Origin of the sequence: Spongiibacter sp. (assembly GCF_041602295.1) — a bacterium.
Classification (GTDB): Bacteria; Pseudomonadota; Gammaproteobacteria; order Pseudomonadales; family Spongiibacteraceae; genus Spongiibacter.
Genome location: NZ_JBFIGO010000069.1, coordinates 1 through 15565, shown reverse-complemented (window position 1 = coordinate 15565; position 15565 = coordinate 1). Strand labels below are relative to the sequence as shown.

Sequence of the window (15565 nt, the reverse complement as noted above, 5' to 3'; positions counted from 1 at the left end):
TGTCGCGCCAGCGGCGACTATATTGCCTTTCTCGACTCAGACGACATGTGGCGTCCAGAAAAACTGGAAATGCATGTGGCGCATTTGCGTGCCAATCCCTCGGTGGGAGTCAGTTACAGCGCCTCGCAGTTTATGGATGAAAGCGGTGAGTTGATGAGCATCGGCCAAACACCGAAGTGCGAGGCGGTGACGGCGGCCGATATTTTTTGCCGCAACCCGGTGGGTAATGGTTCGGCGCCGGTAATTCGCCGGGAGACCCTGAAAGCCATCGAGTTTCTTCGTCCTGAACACGGCCATTATGGCGCAATGTATTTCGACGAAAGTTTTCGTCAATCTGAAGATGTGGAGTGTTGGCTGAGAATTGCTTTGTCGACGGATTGGGAGTTTGCCGGTATCGACCAAGCGCTGACGTTGTATCGCGTTAACGGCGAGGGCCTGTCGGCAAACTGGCAAAATCAACTGGCCTCTTGGGAGCGCTCGGTGGAGTGCAATCGCCGTATCGACCCCGGCTTTATCGCCCGCTGGGAGTCGCTGGCTCGCGCCTACCAATACCGTTATTTGGCGCGGCGCGCGGTGCAGTCTCGCGACGGCGCCAGCGCGCGCAAATTGCTGGCGCGAGCCTATCGCTCAGATATTCGTATCGCGGGTAAGGAATTCGGTCGCACAGCGCTTACCACTGGGTGCACAGTCTTGTTGAGCTGTCTGCCCACTCATCTATACAGTGCCCTAGAACAACGGGTTATGGCGGCGGCGTAATCATGGTCAATGCTAAGTTAGTGATCAAACGACGACAGGTGTTCGAGATGCCCGGCCTCGGGCGCTTGGCCGCGCCGTTGGCGATGAGTCTGGCGGCCTTGCTGCTGGCCCTGGTCGCCAGCCATTACACCGGCTTGAGCCTTGCCGAACTCAGTGATGACGCAGCCCTGAGTGCCAAGCGCGGTTGGTTGATCGGCGCCCTGTCTACCTTGGGCAGTGTACTGCTGGCGATGGCGGCGGGCGTGTCGTTATTGGCGGTGGCCCTGCGCAAGCACTACAACGCCGGGCCGCGTCGGGCAAGCACCAGCTTCTGGCTGGCCTGTTGCAGCCTCTTGCTACTGGCCGATGATGCCTTCCTTTTGCACGAGGGCCTGTTTCTGCTGGTGCTGGGCATACCGGAATTCTTCACCCAAGCTTTCATTGGCGGCGTCGTGATGGCCGTATTAATGCTGTTTCGCCGGTCGATTGCCGGCTCCTTTATCTTTGCACTGCCGGCGGTAATCTGCTGGGTGATATCGGTACTGAGCGACAGTTTATTGGACGACAGACAACTGGCGGCGCTGGTGATTGAAGATGGCTTTAAGTTATTGGGCATTTGCCTGTGGCTGCAATTCAGCTTCGATATGGCGCGCCGCAGCATCAGTCAGGTGATCGACAGCCAAGGTCAGACCTAGACTGCCCGGCTATTTTGGGCATTACCCTTTCGTCAAAGAGAGTCGCATCACCGACGCGCGGTGCATTTTACCGCCGCCGGCATCCCTTTATTCCCGTGCTAACGCATCTACGTGATTCAAAAACTGCGCCATGCGGTTATCATCGAGCGAAATGGCGTTTTACGCGTACAAAGGGAACATGTCTTCCGGCCTAGTCCTGCCCGACCCTGCCTGTAATTCTTCAATTAACCTCAAATTTTTTGAGTTGAAGGTACACCTTTGTCTGAGAGAGGGGGCCGTGGTGATAAGATGAAGAGACAGCCGTTGTTTGTTGTTTTTGCGCTGCTCTTAATGGGCTGTGCAGTTGCTGCCGAAGGTCAAAAGGATGATGTGGTGAGTGAGAAACTTGTAGAGATGGTGACCGATGACTGGTCACTTAAAATTTCCGATGCCTGGCAGTTTGAGAGAACGCCGGGCGGGGTCAGGGCTAGCCTGCCGGGCAGTCAGCTGGCGATTTTTATCGATAATTTCAGGATATCTGGCGATTATCCCGTCGAGGATTGGGCCAGCAGTAGTTTGCAGAATATCAAGCAAGGCCTTGAGGAAGCCGCAGGGTCGGGGAATGAGGGCGCTAACAATAACTTTGTCTACCCCGTTGAAAGGCAGAGCCTGGAAGGCGATGTGCAGTACGTTGAAGTGGATGCCTTTGCGGCTGGCAGCAAGTTTCGCATTTATACTAAATTCATGCGGCGCAACGGCGCCTTTGTTGCACTGTCGTTTCACGACTATCTCTGTGAATCCTATGAGCAGTCGGTCGAACAGTCAGAGGCGCTGCTTAGCGGTTTTGAGTTTAAGGATTAACAGGTCGGTATTTTCTCCGCGTAGTATGCCCTGTGATTACGGCGGCCTGGTCGCTGTTTCAGTTGCCCACGATGAGTGGCTCGCTCCCTTCTTTATACCAGCCTTTGACTAATGTAGACGCATTTTAAGCTGCCACTTCAACAGCCGTTTGGGTAGCAACCAGCAGCGCGGCTCGGCCAGTAGCTGCCGCGCAGCATCGCGATTGCCGGCGAGGATATTCAATTGGGCCAGATGCAGTAGGTGGTTGGCAGTCATGCGCAGCATGTCCTTGCGCCGTGGGTCGCCACTGTGCAGGGCGTGCTGTTGCAGGCGCTGGCTGAAGGGGCATTCTTCACTGGGGATATTGCTGATGCAGGCGCGGTTTTCGGCGTCTTGCAGGTAGTAGCAAAAAATTTTGCGGGAATAGGCCAGGGGGTAGCGGTAGGCGATGCGTATCCACAGGTCCTGGTCTTCGCCAATGGGCTCGCCCTCTGGAAAGCCGCCACACTGCTCCAGCACGTGGCGGGGAATGCAGCAGCTCGACGGCATGATCGGCAGCTCGCCGCGACTGGCGACGGCAAAGAAGTCGTAGCTGAACTGCTGCTGGTGGCGCTGTTGGCGCGGGAAGCGGGGCGCCACCGCGAGGTCGCGGCCGTCGGCAAAGCGGTGGGCATAGGCGCAGGAATAGGCGCCGGCGTCGGGGAAGGCGCTGATCAGGCTGCGCATTTCGCCGAGAAAGTTTTCATGCCACTGGTCGTCGCCATCTAAAAAACACAGGTATTGGCCGCAGGCATGGTCGATGCCGGTGTTGCGCGCCTTGGAAACGCCGCCGTTGGTTTGACGCAGCAGCTGCAGCTGTGGGCTGCTTTGTTGCAGTTGTTCGACGATGGCGGGGCCATTGTCGGAGGAGCCGTCGTCGACAACCAGGATCTCAAAGTCGCGGTCGCGCTGTGCCAGCACGGTGCGGAGTGTGTCGGCGATATGGGCGGCCTTGTTGTACAGCGGTATGACCACGGAAAACATTGGCTCATTCATGGCAGGGCCCTCCAGTTGCTTTGGGCTCGGTTGCAGGCATCTTGGATACTGAGTGAGGGCGCGCGGTAGGCACCCTGCCAGATTTCGTCGAGCGCGTTTTGCACGGCGTTGTTGTCGATGTTGGCGCTGTCGGCGGTGTTGTGTTCGTGCTGGCCGATATCCCTGCACCAGTTGTGGCACTTGGGGTGGTAGTTCAAATTCACGCAGGGTGTCTGGCTCAAATAGGCGAAGATCGCCGCGTGCAGCCGCATGGCGATGATGCCGCGCAATTTGCTGATCTCGTGAATGGCCGCATAGGGGTTGGGGTTGTAGGGGATAACCGTCACCGGCAGGCCTTCGAGCAGTGCGGCTAGCTCGGTGTGGACGGCATTGTCGCCGATATCGGGGTGGCCATTGAAATCGATGAGACGAATTTTTGCGCCGCTGTGCGCGTGGTGTTGGCGAAGCACTTGCGCAAGCTGAACCAGTCGCTGTGTTTCGCGTTCGGGCTCGCCGCTAAAGCGCTCTACCGGGCATAGGGCAACGCCAATGGCATTGTCGCGTTGGTCGGCGATGGCGGCTTGAAAGGCGTGATCAAAGCGCAGCCCCGGGGCGAGGTCAAAGGTTAGGGCAATATTGGCTTGTGGAGCGATACTTTGGGCGATATCAAAACTCTCGCGGTCCCGCAGGCCAGTAAAACTGCACTGGTTGAGGAACTTGGCGCAGGCTTTCTCCGCCGCGCTATTCACAAAGGGGCCCAGGCCGACACCGGCGGCAATATGGCTGCGCGAGCCGGCAAGCCTCAGGTAGTGGCTTTTCTGGTCGATATCCTTGGCGGTGTGGAATACCGATCCGCCGCCGATAATGATATGGCGGCTGCGCAGGGCACCGAGATATTTAAGCATCCGGTCCTGGCCTTTGAAACGCTGCTGGCGGCTCTGAATACACTCCAGTCCTTGCAGGTGCGGCGCAGCGCTGCCTTTGGCGGCCGTTGTGCCTATTTTTCTCGCGTCGAACAACTGCCGAGCCCCTGCGGCGGCGGCGGCCATGAGCATATCGTCGCCGGTGTTTTGCATGCCGTAAAAACCGACGAGCAGGGCATCAAGATTTTGCATACTGATTGGCGTCCACTGTTTTGGCGATGGTGTCCGAACGGAAAGCGATACCGATCAACACCAGCGCGGGCCAAAAGAGGTAGGCGAGAATTTCGAGGTTCTCGCCAAAGCTAAACATGAAAAGAATAAGTAGGCAGCATAGTGCAGCTCTGGATGTCGCGCAGCGTTGTGCTTTCGCCACCAGCAGTGCCAGGGTGACGGCCATGGGAATGGCCAGCGCGAAAAAGCCGACAATGCCTTTGACGAACAGTAAGCCATACCAGCTGTGGTGGGAGCCTATGGGCATGTACTCGACCAGGTGAGGGCCGCGCTCGACGACGCCGTGGCCCCATATTGGCGCTTCATCGCGCCAGCGCTGCAGAGCGATGCGTGCCAGCGCCGCGCGCACGCGGCTGGAGCCGGCGCGGGCGGATTTAAACTCTTCCACGGACGACTCCGCCAGTGCCATCAGCTGGGTTGCCACCACCGCCATTGCCGACAGGCCGATGCCACCGCCCAACCACAGAACAGGGGAGTTGAGTCTCGAGATCACCCATACCGCGGGAGATACAAACAGCATTGCCACCAAGCCGGCACGCGATTGGCACATCAATACCATGGCGACACTGCCAATGATGCCGATCCAGCGCCAGCGGATATTTTTTTCCTGAAGGGCAAACACCAGATAAAAATTGGCCAGCAGGCCGGCGGCAGGTGCCCAGGGGGTAAAGAAACGCCAGCGAGGCCCCAGGGATTCGGGGTTAATACCGTAGAGTTGGAACTCGAAGAATTCCGGCCCCGGCCCGCCGATGGCTTTCAAGGGGGAGATGTAAATGGTGCCGGGAATCGGTGTGTAGGCAGCGACCACGAAGAGCGGAATCAGTATCAGGGTGTGCAGGCAAATCACACAACAGGCGCGATAGACCAGCTCCGGCCGTATCGGCAGGGTGGCACCAATCATGATAAAGACCGCCAGCAGCGCCCAGCCCTTGGCCCAGCCGATGGTCGATTTGATGGTGGCGGGAATGCCGAGGTAGAAGTCCATATGGCCAAACACCAGGGCGACCTCCATGACCAGCATGCCAGCGACCCACAGCATGACCACCGGATGGGGTTCGACCTGAATACTGCGGGCACGCATCGGCGCGGGCAGCCATAGATTGTAGGCCCAGTAGCCGAGTAGCAGCCAGCCCAAAACCGGCGCGACGATATACACCGCGCCTAATACGTAAAAGGGATAGGTCAGGATTAAAGCGTACCAAATCCACTTTTCGATAATATTGTCTGGAGTAATTGCTTGCGCTTCCATAGCAGGAATAATCCGAAAAAGGCCATGCCACTGCCCATCACACCGCCGACAATGGCGAGTACTTTGTTGGGCGAGGCGGGGCGGCTGGGTAGCGACGGTGCCGCCAGTACCTGTACCAAGGGGTAGGAGGCGAAGATGTCTGCCTTGCTGGTGTCGATCTGGGTGACTGCTGAAGTGTAGACCGCTTCGGCAATTTCGTAGTTTCTCTCCAGCTCATCCAGCGTTGCGGCTTCTTCGGCAAAGCGTTTTAGGCTGACACCGTGCTGGGTAATGGCGCCGTCCAGCTGTTTGATTTTGCCGACCAGCCCTTCAATTTTTGCAAACGACATCAGCAGGTCTTGAAATAAACCGGCATTTTCACCGGATTCGTTCAGGCTGATCAGCTTGATGGTATTCATATCGCGGTGGCCGACCAGAGTGAAGCTGCGTTGCTGCAGGGCGTCGAGGGTGCTGTCTTGCTTGGCGCCTTCCTTAATTACGGCAGGATGGCCTTCGCCCCACTTGCTGCGGTACACCGCCAGCGTGGTGGTGGCCGTCTGGTAATTGGCCAGATGCTCGCGAAATTGCTGGTCGGCGTTGAGAATAAAGGCACTGGCGGCCAGTTGCGGGGTAATGCCCAGGTTGCGCGCCAACTGGGCGACATAGCCACTGACCTGATCGCGCTCAGCGAGGGCGCCTACGCGGTCACCCTTGATACGCTCCAGGCGCATGCTCAACTCTTCGTATTGGCGGCCCGATACATATTCGGAGGTTTGTTTGTGCTCGATCAGCGCACGCTGGGCTTCGTCCAGCCGTTGCTGGTATATCGACAGGGCCTGGGCAATCCCTTCTTCGCGGCGCTGCAATTCATCGCGGCGCAGCTCGGCGATGCGCTCGTTAAACGATTCCACCAACGCTGTCGACTTGCGCTGTGCGTGCTCCGGGCTGCCGCTTTTAACCGCGACCTGGATGATAGCGGTCTCGTCGACGAGTTTGATGACCGGTTTGCCAAAATCGGCGTAGTCGATTTGCAGGGCCTTGGCGGCGGTGCCAATGACGGTGTCGCTGAGCAGCATTTCCTTGTAATTGACCCGCGGGTTGATGCCCTTGGTACCAAAGGGCGAGGTGCTGCTGGTGCTGGCTTCGCCGATACTTTGCAGGTTGACCTTGGCGCCGCCGGATTTGCCGGGCAGTACGAAGGCGAATTTGCTGACGTACTGTGGCGGCGACAGAATATACAGCGCGACCATGCCCCAAATGGCCAGCAGTGCCAAGCTGCCGACGATGATGTATCGGGTCCACCGGGGGCGGTCTGCCGGGGGCGCATAGGGCACTGGGGCGCGGCGCTGGTCGATGGTCGGTGACATGGCTGATTTACTCCGCTTAGCGCAAGATAGAAAGGGGCGAGGCGATTTCTACCACGGCGCGGGCGATATCTCTTATGTTATTTAAGGTTGAGTCATAGCAGCTTACGGTGTCATTGGGCAAGAGATAGGGATTCAGACCCGGCGCGTCGGGGTTGCGCAACAGCTCTTCGATATTGCGCTCAATCACTTCGGACTTGCCCGTCAGAGGATTGTTGCCCACCAGCACCACATAGCGTGAGGAGTTGGTCATGCGCGTGCCGCCGGTGCAGTTACCTGAGACTACCGCTTCGAGGAGGCGACTGCCATAGGGCATGCTGCTGGCGTATTTGCCCACCGCGGCGGCGGCATTGTTGCGGGCGGTATCGGTCAGGTTGGAGATGAAGACCCGCACACCTTTAGGCGTAATTTGCGTAGGACGAATCAGTTGCGATTGCAGGCAGCCTGCGCTGGGCACGATGATCTGGTCACCGGCAATCAGTGGCACGTCATTGCTGCTGTGGCCGGAGAAAATACCCGCCAGATTGACTTCCTGCTGCCAGCCGTCGCGAATCAGTATGACTTTATCTACCCGCGCATCGGGGCGAACACCGGCGGCGGCGCGCAGCGCTTCGCTGAGAAACCGCTTAGTGGGGTAGTCGCCGGTAATCGCGGTTTTGTTTTCATCGGTTTGCTGCGGCAGCAAATCATTGATGAGCACGCGGCCGGGCTGATACACCGCGCCGGAAACCGATACCATCACCGGCGCCCACTGCATGGGGCGCACACTCAGTCGCAGAGTGTGGGCGAGAAAGATCTGCTTTTCTATTAATTGCAGGCTCAAGCGGGTTTCAACTTCTTCGGTGTCCAGGCCAACAACCTGAATGGGCGGTAGATAGGGCAGTTCGATACTGCCGTCGTGATTGACCAAATACTCGCCGCTGAACTCCTCACCTTCGTGAATCAGCACTTCAATTTTGTCGCCGGGAGACAGCGGCAGCAGGCGGCGGCTCGCCACTGTGGTGGTGCGCGGGCTGCCGGGGTTGCGAAAGGAGGCGGGTAGCGGTTGGTCGACGCTGAAGTGATCCTGATTGCCGGCAAAGTAGGTGGCGTTGGCTGCACAGCGGTCGGTCAGTCGGCGGCTGTGCTCATCGGTGACGATGTGAGCGGCGTCGTCAGCGGCTTGATAGTTCAGGGGCTGATGTCGCCCGGCAGCGTGACCGGCACAGCCTATGAGGCTGCCTAGCAGTAGGCTGGTGATGGCGGCTCGGGCCGCGCTTCTATGCATCCGGTGGCTGGTCATGGCGTGTCTTTCCGTTTAAGAATGTCGCTGTGTGCCTTGTTAATTGCACAGCTCGTGCCACTTGCTGGTTAAATAAAAAGAGTAATAAAAACAATGGCTAAGCCTTGTTTCTGGTGGGCTTGTGGACTTGCGGTTTGCAAATTGCGAATCGGCTTGCAAATTGCGAGGCAGTTTGGGGGAGGCGGATCGGCACCCTTGCCCATTGCACTTGGCCTTGACGTGGATCAAGCGAGAGCGAGGCGGGCTGGCGTAAAGTGGCGGGAAATGAGTCGCGGAAATGTCAGCCATGCACCCCATTCTTGAACAGTTGGAAGCCGATCATCAGCGTATGCAGCGCATGCTCTATGAGCTGAATCATGAAATAGAAAACTATTTTGGTTTTCATGATGCGCCGGCCAACATCGACATGATGATGCGCAGCCTCGACTATATTCAAGTCTTCCCTGAAGTGTGGCACCACCCGGTGGAGGATGTCGTGTTTCGCCAGTTGTTGGCCAGCCCCGGGGTCAATGGCTATGCCGTGGAAAACGTCCTGCGCGACCACAGTATGCTGGAGTCATTGGGGGATCAGTTGTCGTTAATTTTCGCTGAATTACGCTTAAGTGAGCAACCGGTCCGACCGGCGATTATACGCTTGAGCAAACATTACCACTGCAGGCAGATTTCTCATATCCACGAGGAACGCAGTCTTTTTCAACTGGCTGATGCCCTGTTTGACGAGAGTGACTGGCAACATATTCAGCGGCAAATTGATTTGGAGATAGGTCCGGCGGCACAGTGTGAGCGAGAGACGTATTTATCGAGTTTTCCGCGGCAGGCACCGGGCTTTGCCGGCGCCTTTGTGCAGTAGTGGGGCGGAAAATGAGCACAGCGATTGCCCGCGATGCCGATGATCCTGCGGCGCTGGTGCGGCGTTATGCCGTGCAGGGGCCGCGCTATACCTCTTACCCCACGGCGTTGAATTTCAGTGAAGCCTTCACTGAACAGCACTACCTGCGCTTTTTGGCGGAGGCTCATAACAGCCCCTCGCCGCTGTCCCTGTATGTGCACATCCCCTTCTGCAGCAGTCTTTGCTATTACTGCGCCTGCAACAAGGTGATCAGCAAAGACCCTCAGGCCAGTCGTCGCTACCTCAATTATTTGCAGCGAGAGTTGCAGATGTTGTCGCAGCGTGTCGGTCTATCTCGGCGAGTGACGCAGTTGCACTTTGGCGGCGGTACACCGAACTATCTCGACAAGGCAGAAATGACGGAGCTGGTTCATCAGCTGGCCAGTCACTTTAACTTGGACGACAGCGCGGAGCGGGAATTTTCTATCGAATTGGATCCGCGCTGCGTGGATGCCGATTATTTGGCTCTGCTCAAGGGGCTCGGTTTTAACCGCGTCAGTTTTGGGGTGCAGGACACCAATGCCGAGGTGCAGCGGGCGATCAATCGCCTGCAAAGTGTCGAGATGATCACTGAGCTGATTGCCCTGGCGCGCCAATTTAACTTTCGTTCCATCAGCGTTGACCTTATCTATGGGCTGCCGCTGCAGACGGTAAGCAGTTTTTCTGAGACCTTGGATAGCTTGATCGCCATGGCGCCAGACCGCATTGCTCTCTACCACTACGCACATATGCCGGCGCGCTTTAAATGGCAAAAATCGATGGACCGCTATGTGATGCCCGACAGCGAGGAGAAACTGCGTATTTTCGCCCTGGCCGGCCGCCGTTTGCGGGCCGCGGGCTATTGCCATATCGGTATGGATCACTTTGTTAAACCCGATGATGAGTTGGCGCGCTATCAGCGCCAGGGGCGGCTACAGCGTAATTTTCAGGGCTATTCAACCTGTCATTCGGCGGATGTGCTGGCCATGGGCGTGTCGGCGATCAGCTCCCTAAACAGTTGTTATGTGCAAAATCATAAGTCATTAGAAGACTACTATCGGGCGTTGGATCAGGGCCATCTTCCGGTGGCGCGGGGGCTGGAGTTGACGGCTGAAGATCAGTTGCGCCGTTACATCATTATGCAGCTTGCCTGCAATTTGCGTTTGAATTTCAGTGAGCTGCGCAGTCGCTACCAGGTGAATTTTCAGTCAAAGTTTGCCGATCTATTAGTGCCGTTGCAGACATTTGCCCGTGACGGTGTCGTGACCTTAGACGAGGAAGCCTTGCGGGTTACCGACAGTGGCAGGCTATTACTGCGCAATATCTGCATGCTGTTTGATGACAGCCTGCCGAGCCATCAGGGTGCTTACTCAAACACGCTATAGTTTTATCTTGTTGTTTTTGAAGTGTTTTTTTGTTTTTAGGGGGCTTTTGGTGCTTGACCCGATAACTGATAAGGCGTTCAATGGCGGCAGTATTGATAGCCAGTGATATGCAAGGAGATTGCATGCATCCCGCAGATGCGCAGAAAGCCTGCCCCCACAACCCGGCAGTGAGTTGCAACAACTGCCGCTTAAGCGCCATCTGTTTGCCATTGGCTCTGGAGAGTGACGAGATTGTTAAGCTGGACAATATTGTTCAGCGCGGTCGCCCCTTGAAAAAAAGCCACCATATTTTTCGCGAGGGTGATGCCTTTACCTCGGTATTTGCGGTGCGCTCGGGAGCGGTGAAGACCTACAGTATTACCGATGCCGGCGAAGAGCAGGTGACGGGCTTTTATTTCCCCGGCGAAATTGTTGGCTTGGATGGCATTGGTCAGAATCGCTACGCCAGTTCTGCTGTGTCCTTGGAAGTGTCGGCTATCTGTGAAATTCCCTTTGCGCAAATAGAGGATCTCAGCGGCCAGCTACCCAATCTGCAGCGCCATTTTTTTAAGTTGCTCAGCAGTGAAATTGTCGACGACCAGCGCCATATTACCCTGCTCAGCAAGAATACCGCTGACGAGCGCGTGGCCTCTTTGTTAGTGAGCATTTCCGCTCGCCAGGCGCGCCGCCAGTTGTCGGCCTCTGCCTTTCGGCTGCCAATGCCCAGAGCCGATATTGCGAGTTTTTTGGGCCTCACCGTCGAAACGGTCAGTCGTGTGCTCAGCCGTTTCGCCAAACAGCAATTGTTGACGATTGATAACAAAGATATCAGCCAGCTGGATGTCGAAGGCTTAAAAGCCGTGGCCAATGTGCAGTCTTGAGCGTCGGCGCTGACGGCAATCATTGGCTGCTTGACGCAGATCAATTCCCCCCACTCATCAGCGGTTAGACTCGTGTCCAAATCCCACTGAATCGAGTACCGGTCGTGACGAGCAACCCCTTTGGATTTCTGTTTAGTCCCCGTGGTCAATGGACGAGGGTGGCGACTGCCGCTGACCACAGTTTTGCGATAAAGCTGTGGTACCCCGTTGTTCTGGCATTGGGTCCCTGTGTTGCGTGGTACTACGGTGCCAGCAAAATAGGGTGGACGGTGGGGGATGGCGACGTTGTGCGCCTGACACAGCACAGCGCCCTGCAAATTGTGATTGCCTTCTACTTTGCTATGCTCGCCGCGCTGGCGGTTATTGGCTATTCGATACATTGGATGGCGGCAACCTATGGCGCTTCCTCGTCGGTGGTAAAGGGGATGGTGTTGGCGGGTTACACGGCTACGCCGCTGTTTATTGCCGGGCTTTGCGGTTTTTTTCCCTTGTTCTGGTTTGATTTGACACTCGGCATCGTCGCGCTGGGCTGGTCGGTATATCTGCTGTACCTCGGTATTCCACTGGTAATGGGTATTCCCGAAGAGCGCGGTTTTTTGTATGCATCGGCAGTAGCGGCAATTTGCATGGTGATTTTTATGGCGCTGATGGGCGCGGTCGTTGTGCTTTGGGACATGGGTATGATGCCGGTGTTTACCGATTAGTGACGCTGTTGGCGGTTTAGCCTAGCGCAGGCGAGGTGCTAGCCGCCCGCCGCGATATTGTTCAGCCTTTCCTTGATCTGGGTCAGTATGGCAGCCGCCTACGGCTGCGAGAATGCCTTCCGCCAGCACATCACCGCCTGGTGTTTCTAACTGTGCCTAGCCTAGAAAGAGGTTTGTGAGCCGTCATGATGTCTTCGCAACAACATCCAATATACAACTACAAGGTGGTGCAGCAATTCACCATTATGACGGTGCTGTGGGGCGTCGTCGGTATGGCCGTTGGCGTATTGATTGCCGCGCAGTTGGTCTGGCCGCAGCTGAATTTCGATACTCCCTGGTTAAGTTTCGGCAGGCTGCGGCCCTTGCATACCAATGCGGTGATCTTCGCCTTCGGCGGCTGCGCGTTAATGGGGTCATCGCTGTTTGTCGTGCAGCGCACCTGTCAGGCCGCGTTGCTGTCTAATCGCTTGGCTGCTTTCGTCTTTTGGGGATGGCAGCTGGTGATTGTGCTGGCGGCCGTCACCCTGCCAATGGGTATGACTAGCGGCAAGGAATATGCCGAATTGGAGTGGCCAATCGATATTCTGATCACCGTGGTGTGGCTGGCCTATGCGCTGTTGTTTTTTGGCACGATAACGCGGCGAAAAACGCCTCATATCTACGTTGCTAATTGGTTTTACGGCGCCTTTATTGTCACGGTAGCGGTATTGCATGTGATTAATAGTGCGGCAATTCCCGTTACCTTGGGTAAGTCCTATTCCGCCTATGCCGGCGCTGTGGATGCCATGATTCAGTGGTGGTATGGCCACAATGCGGTGGGCTTTTTTCTGACCGCGGGCTTTCTCGGCATGATGTATTACTTCGTGCCCAAGCAGGCCGAGCGCCCGGTGTACTCCTATCGCCTGTCCATTGTGCATTTCTGGGCATTGGTGTCGGTATATATCTGGGCCGGTCCCCATCACCTGCACTACACCGCCTTGCCAGATTGGGCCCAGAGCCTGGGTATGGTGATGTCATTAATTCTGCTGGCGCCTTCGTGGGGCGGCATGATTAACGGCATGATGACGCTGAGCGGCGCCTGGCATAAATTGCGCACTGACCCGATCCTGCGCTTTCTGGTGGTGTCGCTGTCGTTCTATGGCATGTCGACCTTTGAGGGGCCGATGATGTCGATTAAGACGGTTAATTCACTGTCCCATTACACTGATTGGACCATCGGCCATGTGCACTCGGGCGCACTCGGTTGGGTGGCGATGATTTCCATTGGCATGGTGTATCACCTGGTGCCAGTGCTGTTTGGTCGCAAACAGATGCACAGTATCAATATGATCAATATTCACTTCTGGTTGTCGACCGTCGGCACCGTGTTGTACATCGCCTCGATGTGGGTGAACGGCATTGTTCAAGGATTGATGTGGCGGGCCTATAACGTTGATGGCAGCCTGACTTACAGCTTTGCTGAATCAGTGGTGGCCAGTCATCCGGGCTACATCGTGCGGTTGTTCGGCGGCGTGATGTTCCTCGGCGGCATGTTACTGATGGCGTGGAATGTATGGAAAACCATTTATAGCAGCGAAGCCCAACCGCAAGTGCTTAATGCTGCGGGGGCACAGGCATGAATCACGACATCGTTGAAAAAAATATTGGCTTGATGATCGTGCTGATTATTGTGGCGATCAGTTTTGGAGCCCTAGTCGAGTTGCTGCCGCTGTTCTTCCAAAAACAGACTACGGAGCCGATCGCCGGCTTGAAGCCACTTAATGCGCTGCAGCTAAGCGGTCGAGATATCTATATCCGCGAGGGCTGCAATGTATGCCATTCGCAGATGGTGCGACCGCTGCGTTCTGAGACCGAGCGCTATGGCCACTATTCGGTGGCCGGTGAGCATGTTTACGAACACCCTTTTTTGTGGGGTTCCAAGCGCACCGGTCCGGATTTGGCTCGCCTGGGTGGGCGCTACAGTGATCAGTGGCATCGCGCCCACCTGTTTAACCCCAGAGATGTGGTGCCGGAGTCGATCATGCCGTCCTACCCCTGGCTGTTTCACGACGAGGTCGATGCTGAACTGGTGGCCGCCAAAATGACCGCTCTGCGTAAGGTTGGTGTGCCCTATAGCGATGCTGATATTGCCGCTGCGGCAGATCTGCTGCGCGGCAAGAAGGAGGTTGACGCAATGGTCGCCTACTTACAGCAGTTGGGCACGCTTATTAAGTACAGACGTTGAGCCGAGGTGACTATGTTTGATCAAGACAATTTGCGGGCGCTGTCGACGCTCCTGCTGTTCATCGCCTTTCTTGGAGTCAGCATCAATGTGTTTCGGCGCAGCCGCAAGGCCTTTTACGAAGAGGCGGCGAAGCTGCCCTTTGTCGAGTCTGAGTCGTCGGTGAAGGAGGGCGGTGATGAGTGATTTTTGGAGCGCCTGGATTATTGTTTTGACGGCGATTTCTTATGTGTTACTGGCCTGGCTGCTGCTGAGTAACCGCAAGATTAACAAGCCGGAAGAGGGCGCGACGACAGGGCATATCTACGACGGCATTGAAGAGTACGACAAGCCAATGCCCGCGTGGTGGATAAAAATGTTTGTGTTGACCATGGTGTTTGGTGCTGGATACTTGCTGGCTTTTCCCGGTATGGGGAATTTTCCCGGTTTGCTGAATTGGAGTTCGGTAAATCAGTGGCAGGGCGACGTGGCGGCCGCGCAGCAGCGCAATGATGCACTGTATAGCGAGTTTATGCGGGCCAGCGTTGTTGAGTTGGCTGGCGACCCGAAGGCGATGCGTATTGCCCGGCGAGTATTTGCCAACAACTGTGCCATTTGCCACGGCAATGACGCGCGTGGCAGCTACGGCTTTCCCGACCTGCGCGACAGCGACTGGCTGTATGGCGGCAGCGCCGAACAAATTGCCCAGTCGATTCACAGCGGTCGCAGCGGCGTGATGCCCGCTTGGCAATCGCTGTTGGGTGACAGCGGTGTTGCCGAGATGGCGGCCTATGTTATCAGCTTGGGAGACGTCAGTGCCGCGACCGCTGATCGCCACCGGCCGGCTCGGGAGAATTTCGCCGTGCTCTGCGCCGGTTGCCACGGCGCCAGCGGCGAGGGTAATACCGTCTTGGGAGCGCCGCGCCTTAATGACGCTATTTGGCTATACGGCGGCGACGCGGGGAAAATTATTCACAGCATCGCCAATGGCCGCTCCGGTAAAATGCCGGCTCACGCCGACAGTCTTAGTGCCGAAAAAATCCACTTGCTCAGCGCCTACGTGTGGCAGCTGGCGGGTGAGGAGTCCTAAGCCGCGATGACTACGCCGGCCCAGGTAGGCGGAGAGCGGGAGGCTGCGGCGTCGGAGAATCTCGCGGTAGAAATTGTGGCACCGGCGGAAGTCGCCGAAATGGATTTGTATCAACGGCGCGAGAAGATCTACACCCGTGCCATTGAGGGTTTTTATCAGCGTATTCG

At 56.6% G+C, this 15565-nt stretch carries 16 protein-coding genes; 11 read left to right on the top strand and 5 right to left on the bottom strand.

Annotation, left to right across the window (positions count from 1 at the left end):
- The 3 genes from ABYM29_RS11345 to ABYM29_RS11335 all read left to right on the top strand — a co-directional run.
- The coding region (locus ABYM29_RS11345) for a glycosyltransferase (protein WP_372864876.1) at positions 1 to 756 on the top strand (756 nt) is incomplete at its 5' end.
- Positions 757 to 758: 2 nt separating this feature from the next.
- Positions 759 to 1430, top strand: a complete 672-nt coding sequence (locus ABYM29_RS11340) for a hypothetical protein (RefSeq protein WP_372864875.1) — start codon at positions 759 to 761, stop codon at positions 1428 to 1430.
- Between the two features lie 372 nt (positions 1431 to 1802).
- Positions 1803 to 2270, top strand: coding sequence for a hypothetical protein (locus ABYM29_RS11335; protein WP_372864874.1), 468 nt, complete (start codon positions 1803 to 1805; stop codon positions 2268 to 2270).
- A 108-nt stretch (positions 2271 to 2378) separates the two neighbouring features.
- Here ABYM29_RS11335 and ABYM29_RS11330 read toward each other — a convergent pair whose 3' ends face one another.
- The 5 genes from ABYM29_RS11330 to ABYM29_RS11310 are packed head-to-tail and all read right to left on the bottom strand — an operon-like array spanning position 2379 to position 8291.
- Positions 2379 to 3284, bottom strand: coding sequence for a glycosyltransferase family 2 protein (locus ABYM29_RS11330; protein WP_372864873.1), 906 nt, complete (start codon positions 3282 to 3284; stop codon positions 2379 to 2381).
- Entirely contained in the window at positions 3281 to 4378 is a 1098-nt protein-coding gene (locus tag ABYM29_RS11325) for a polysaccharide pyruvyl transferase family protein (protein WP_372864872.1), read from the bottom strand. The genes ABYM29_RS11330 and ABYM29_RS11325 overlap by 4 nt, the downstream gene beginning before the upstream one ends.
- On the bottom strand, positions 4365 to 5666 hold the full coding sequence (locus tag ABYM29_RS11320; RefSeq protein ID WP_372864871.1) for an O-antigen ligase family protein: 1302 nt from the start codon (positions 5664 to 5666) through the stop codon (positions 4365 to 4367). Before ABYM29_RS11320 ends, ABYM29_RS11325 begins: the two co-directional genes overlap by 14 nt.
- Positions 5606 to 7012 (bottom strand): GumC family protein, encoded by a 1407-nt coding sequence (locus ABYM29_RS11315; RefSeq protein WP_372864870.1) that lies wholly within the window; start codon positions 7010 to 7012, stop codon positions 5606 to 5608. The genes ABYM29_RS11320 and ABYM29_RS11315 overlap by 61 nt, the downstream gene beginning before the upstream one ends.
- Positions 7013 to 7028: 16 nt before the next feature.
- Entirely contained in the window at positions 7029 to 8291 is a 1263-nt protein-coding gene (locus tag ABYM29_RS11310; RefSeq protein WP_372864869.1) for a polysaccharide biosynthesis/export family protein, read from the bottom strand.
- A 277-nt stretch (positions 8292 to 8568) separates the two neighbouring features.
- Here ABYM29_RS11310 and ABYM29_RS11305 point away from each other — a divergent pair, with 277 nt between their 5' ends.
- The 8 genes from ABYM29_RS11305 to ccoP all read left to right on the top strand — a co-directional run bounded on the left by ABYM29_RS11305 (position 8569) and on the right by ccoP (position 15398).
- On the top strand, positions 8569 to 9141 hold the full coding sequence (locus ABYM29_RS11305) for a hemerythrin domain-containing protein (protein WP_372864868.1): 573 nt from the start codon (positions 8569 to 8571) through the stop codon (positions 9139 to 9141).
- A gap of 11 nt (positions 9142 to 9152) precedes the next feature.
- The gene (gene hemN / locus ABYM29_RS11300; protein WP_372864867.1) at positions 9153 to 10544 is read left to right on the top strand and encodes an oxygen-independent coproporphyrinogen III oxidase; all 1392 of its coding nucleotides are present in this window, start codon (positions 9153 to 9155) and stop codon (positions 10542 to 10544) included.
- Between the two features lie 122 nt (positions 10545 to 10666).
- Complete coding sequence (fnr, locus tag ABYM29_RS11295) at positions 10667 to 11404, top strand: fumarate/nitrate reduction transcriptional regulator Fnr (protein ID WP_372864866.1); 738 nt, start codon at positions 10667 to 10669, stop codon at positions 11402 to 11404.
- A 104-nt stretch (positions 11405 to 11508) separates the two neighbouring features.
- On the top strand, positions 11509 to 12108 hold the full coding sequence (locus ABYM29_RS11290; RefSeq protein WP_372864865.1) for a Yip1 family protein: 600 nt from the start codon (positions 11509 to 11511) through the stop codon (positions 12106 to 12108).
- A gap of 185 nt (positions 12109 to 12293) precedes the next feature.
- The gene (gene ccoN, locus ABYM29_RS11285; protein ID WP_372864864.1) at positions 12294 to 13727 is read left to right on the top strand and encodes a cytochrome-c oxidase, cbb3-type subunit I; all 1434 of its coding nucleotides are present in this window, start codon (positions 12294 to 12296) and stop codon (positions 13725 to 13727) included.
- Positions 13724 to 14332 carry a cytochrome-c oxidase, cbb3-type subunit II gene (gene ccoO, locus ABYM29_RS11280; RefSeq protein ID WP_372864863.1) on the top strand — a complete coding sequence of 203 codons (609 nt, stop codon included), beginning with the start codon at positions 13724 to 13726 and terminating at the stop codon, positions 14330 to 14332. Before ccoN ends, ccoO begins: the two co-directional genes overlap by 4 nt.
- 12 nt (positions 14333 to 14344) lie before the next feature.
- Positions 14345 to 14515, top strand: a complete 171-nt coding sequence (locus ABYM29_RS11275; RefSeq protein ID WP_372864862.1) for a cbb3-type cytochrome oxidase subunit 3 — start codon at positions 14345 to 14347, stop codon at positions 14513 to 14515.
- Positions 14508 to 15398, top strand: coding sequence for a cytochrome-c oxidase, cbb3-type subunit III (gene ccoP / locus ABYM29_RS11270; RefSeq protein ID WP_372864861.1), 891 nt, complete (start codon positions 14508 to 14510; stop codon positions 15396 to 15398). Before ABYM29_RS11275 ends, ccoP begins: the two co-directional genes overlap by 8 nt.
- Positions 15399 to 15565 lie beyond the last annotated feature (167 nt).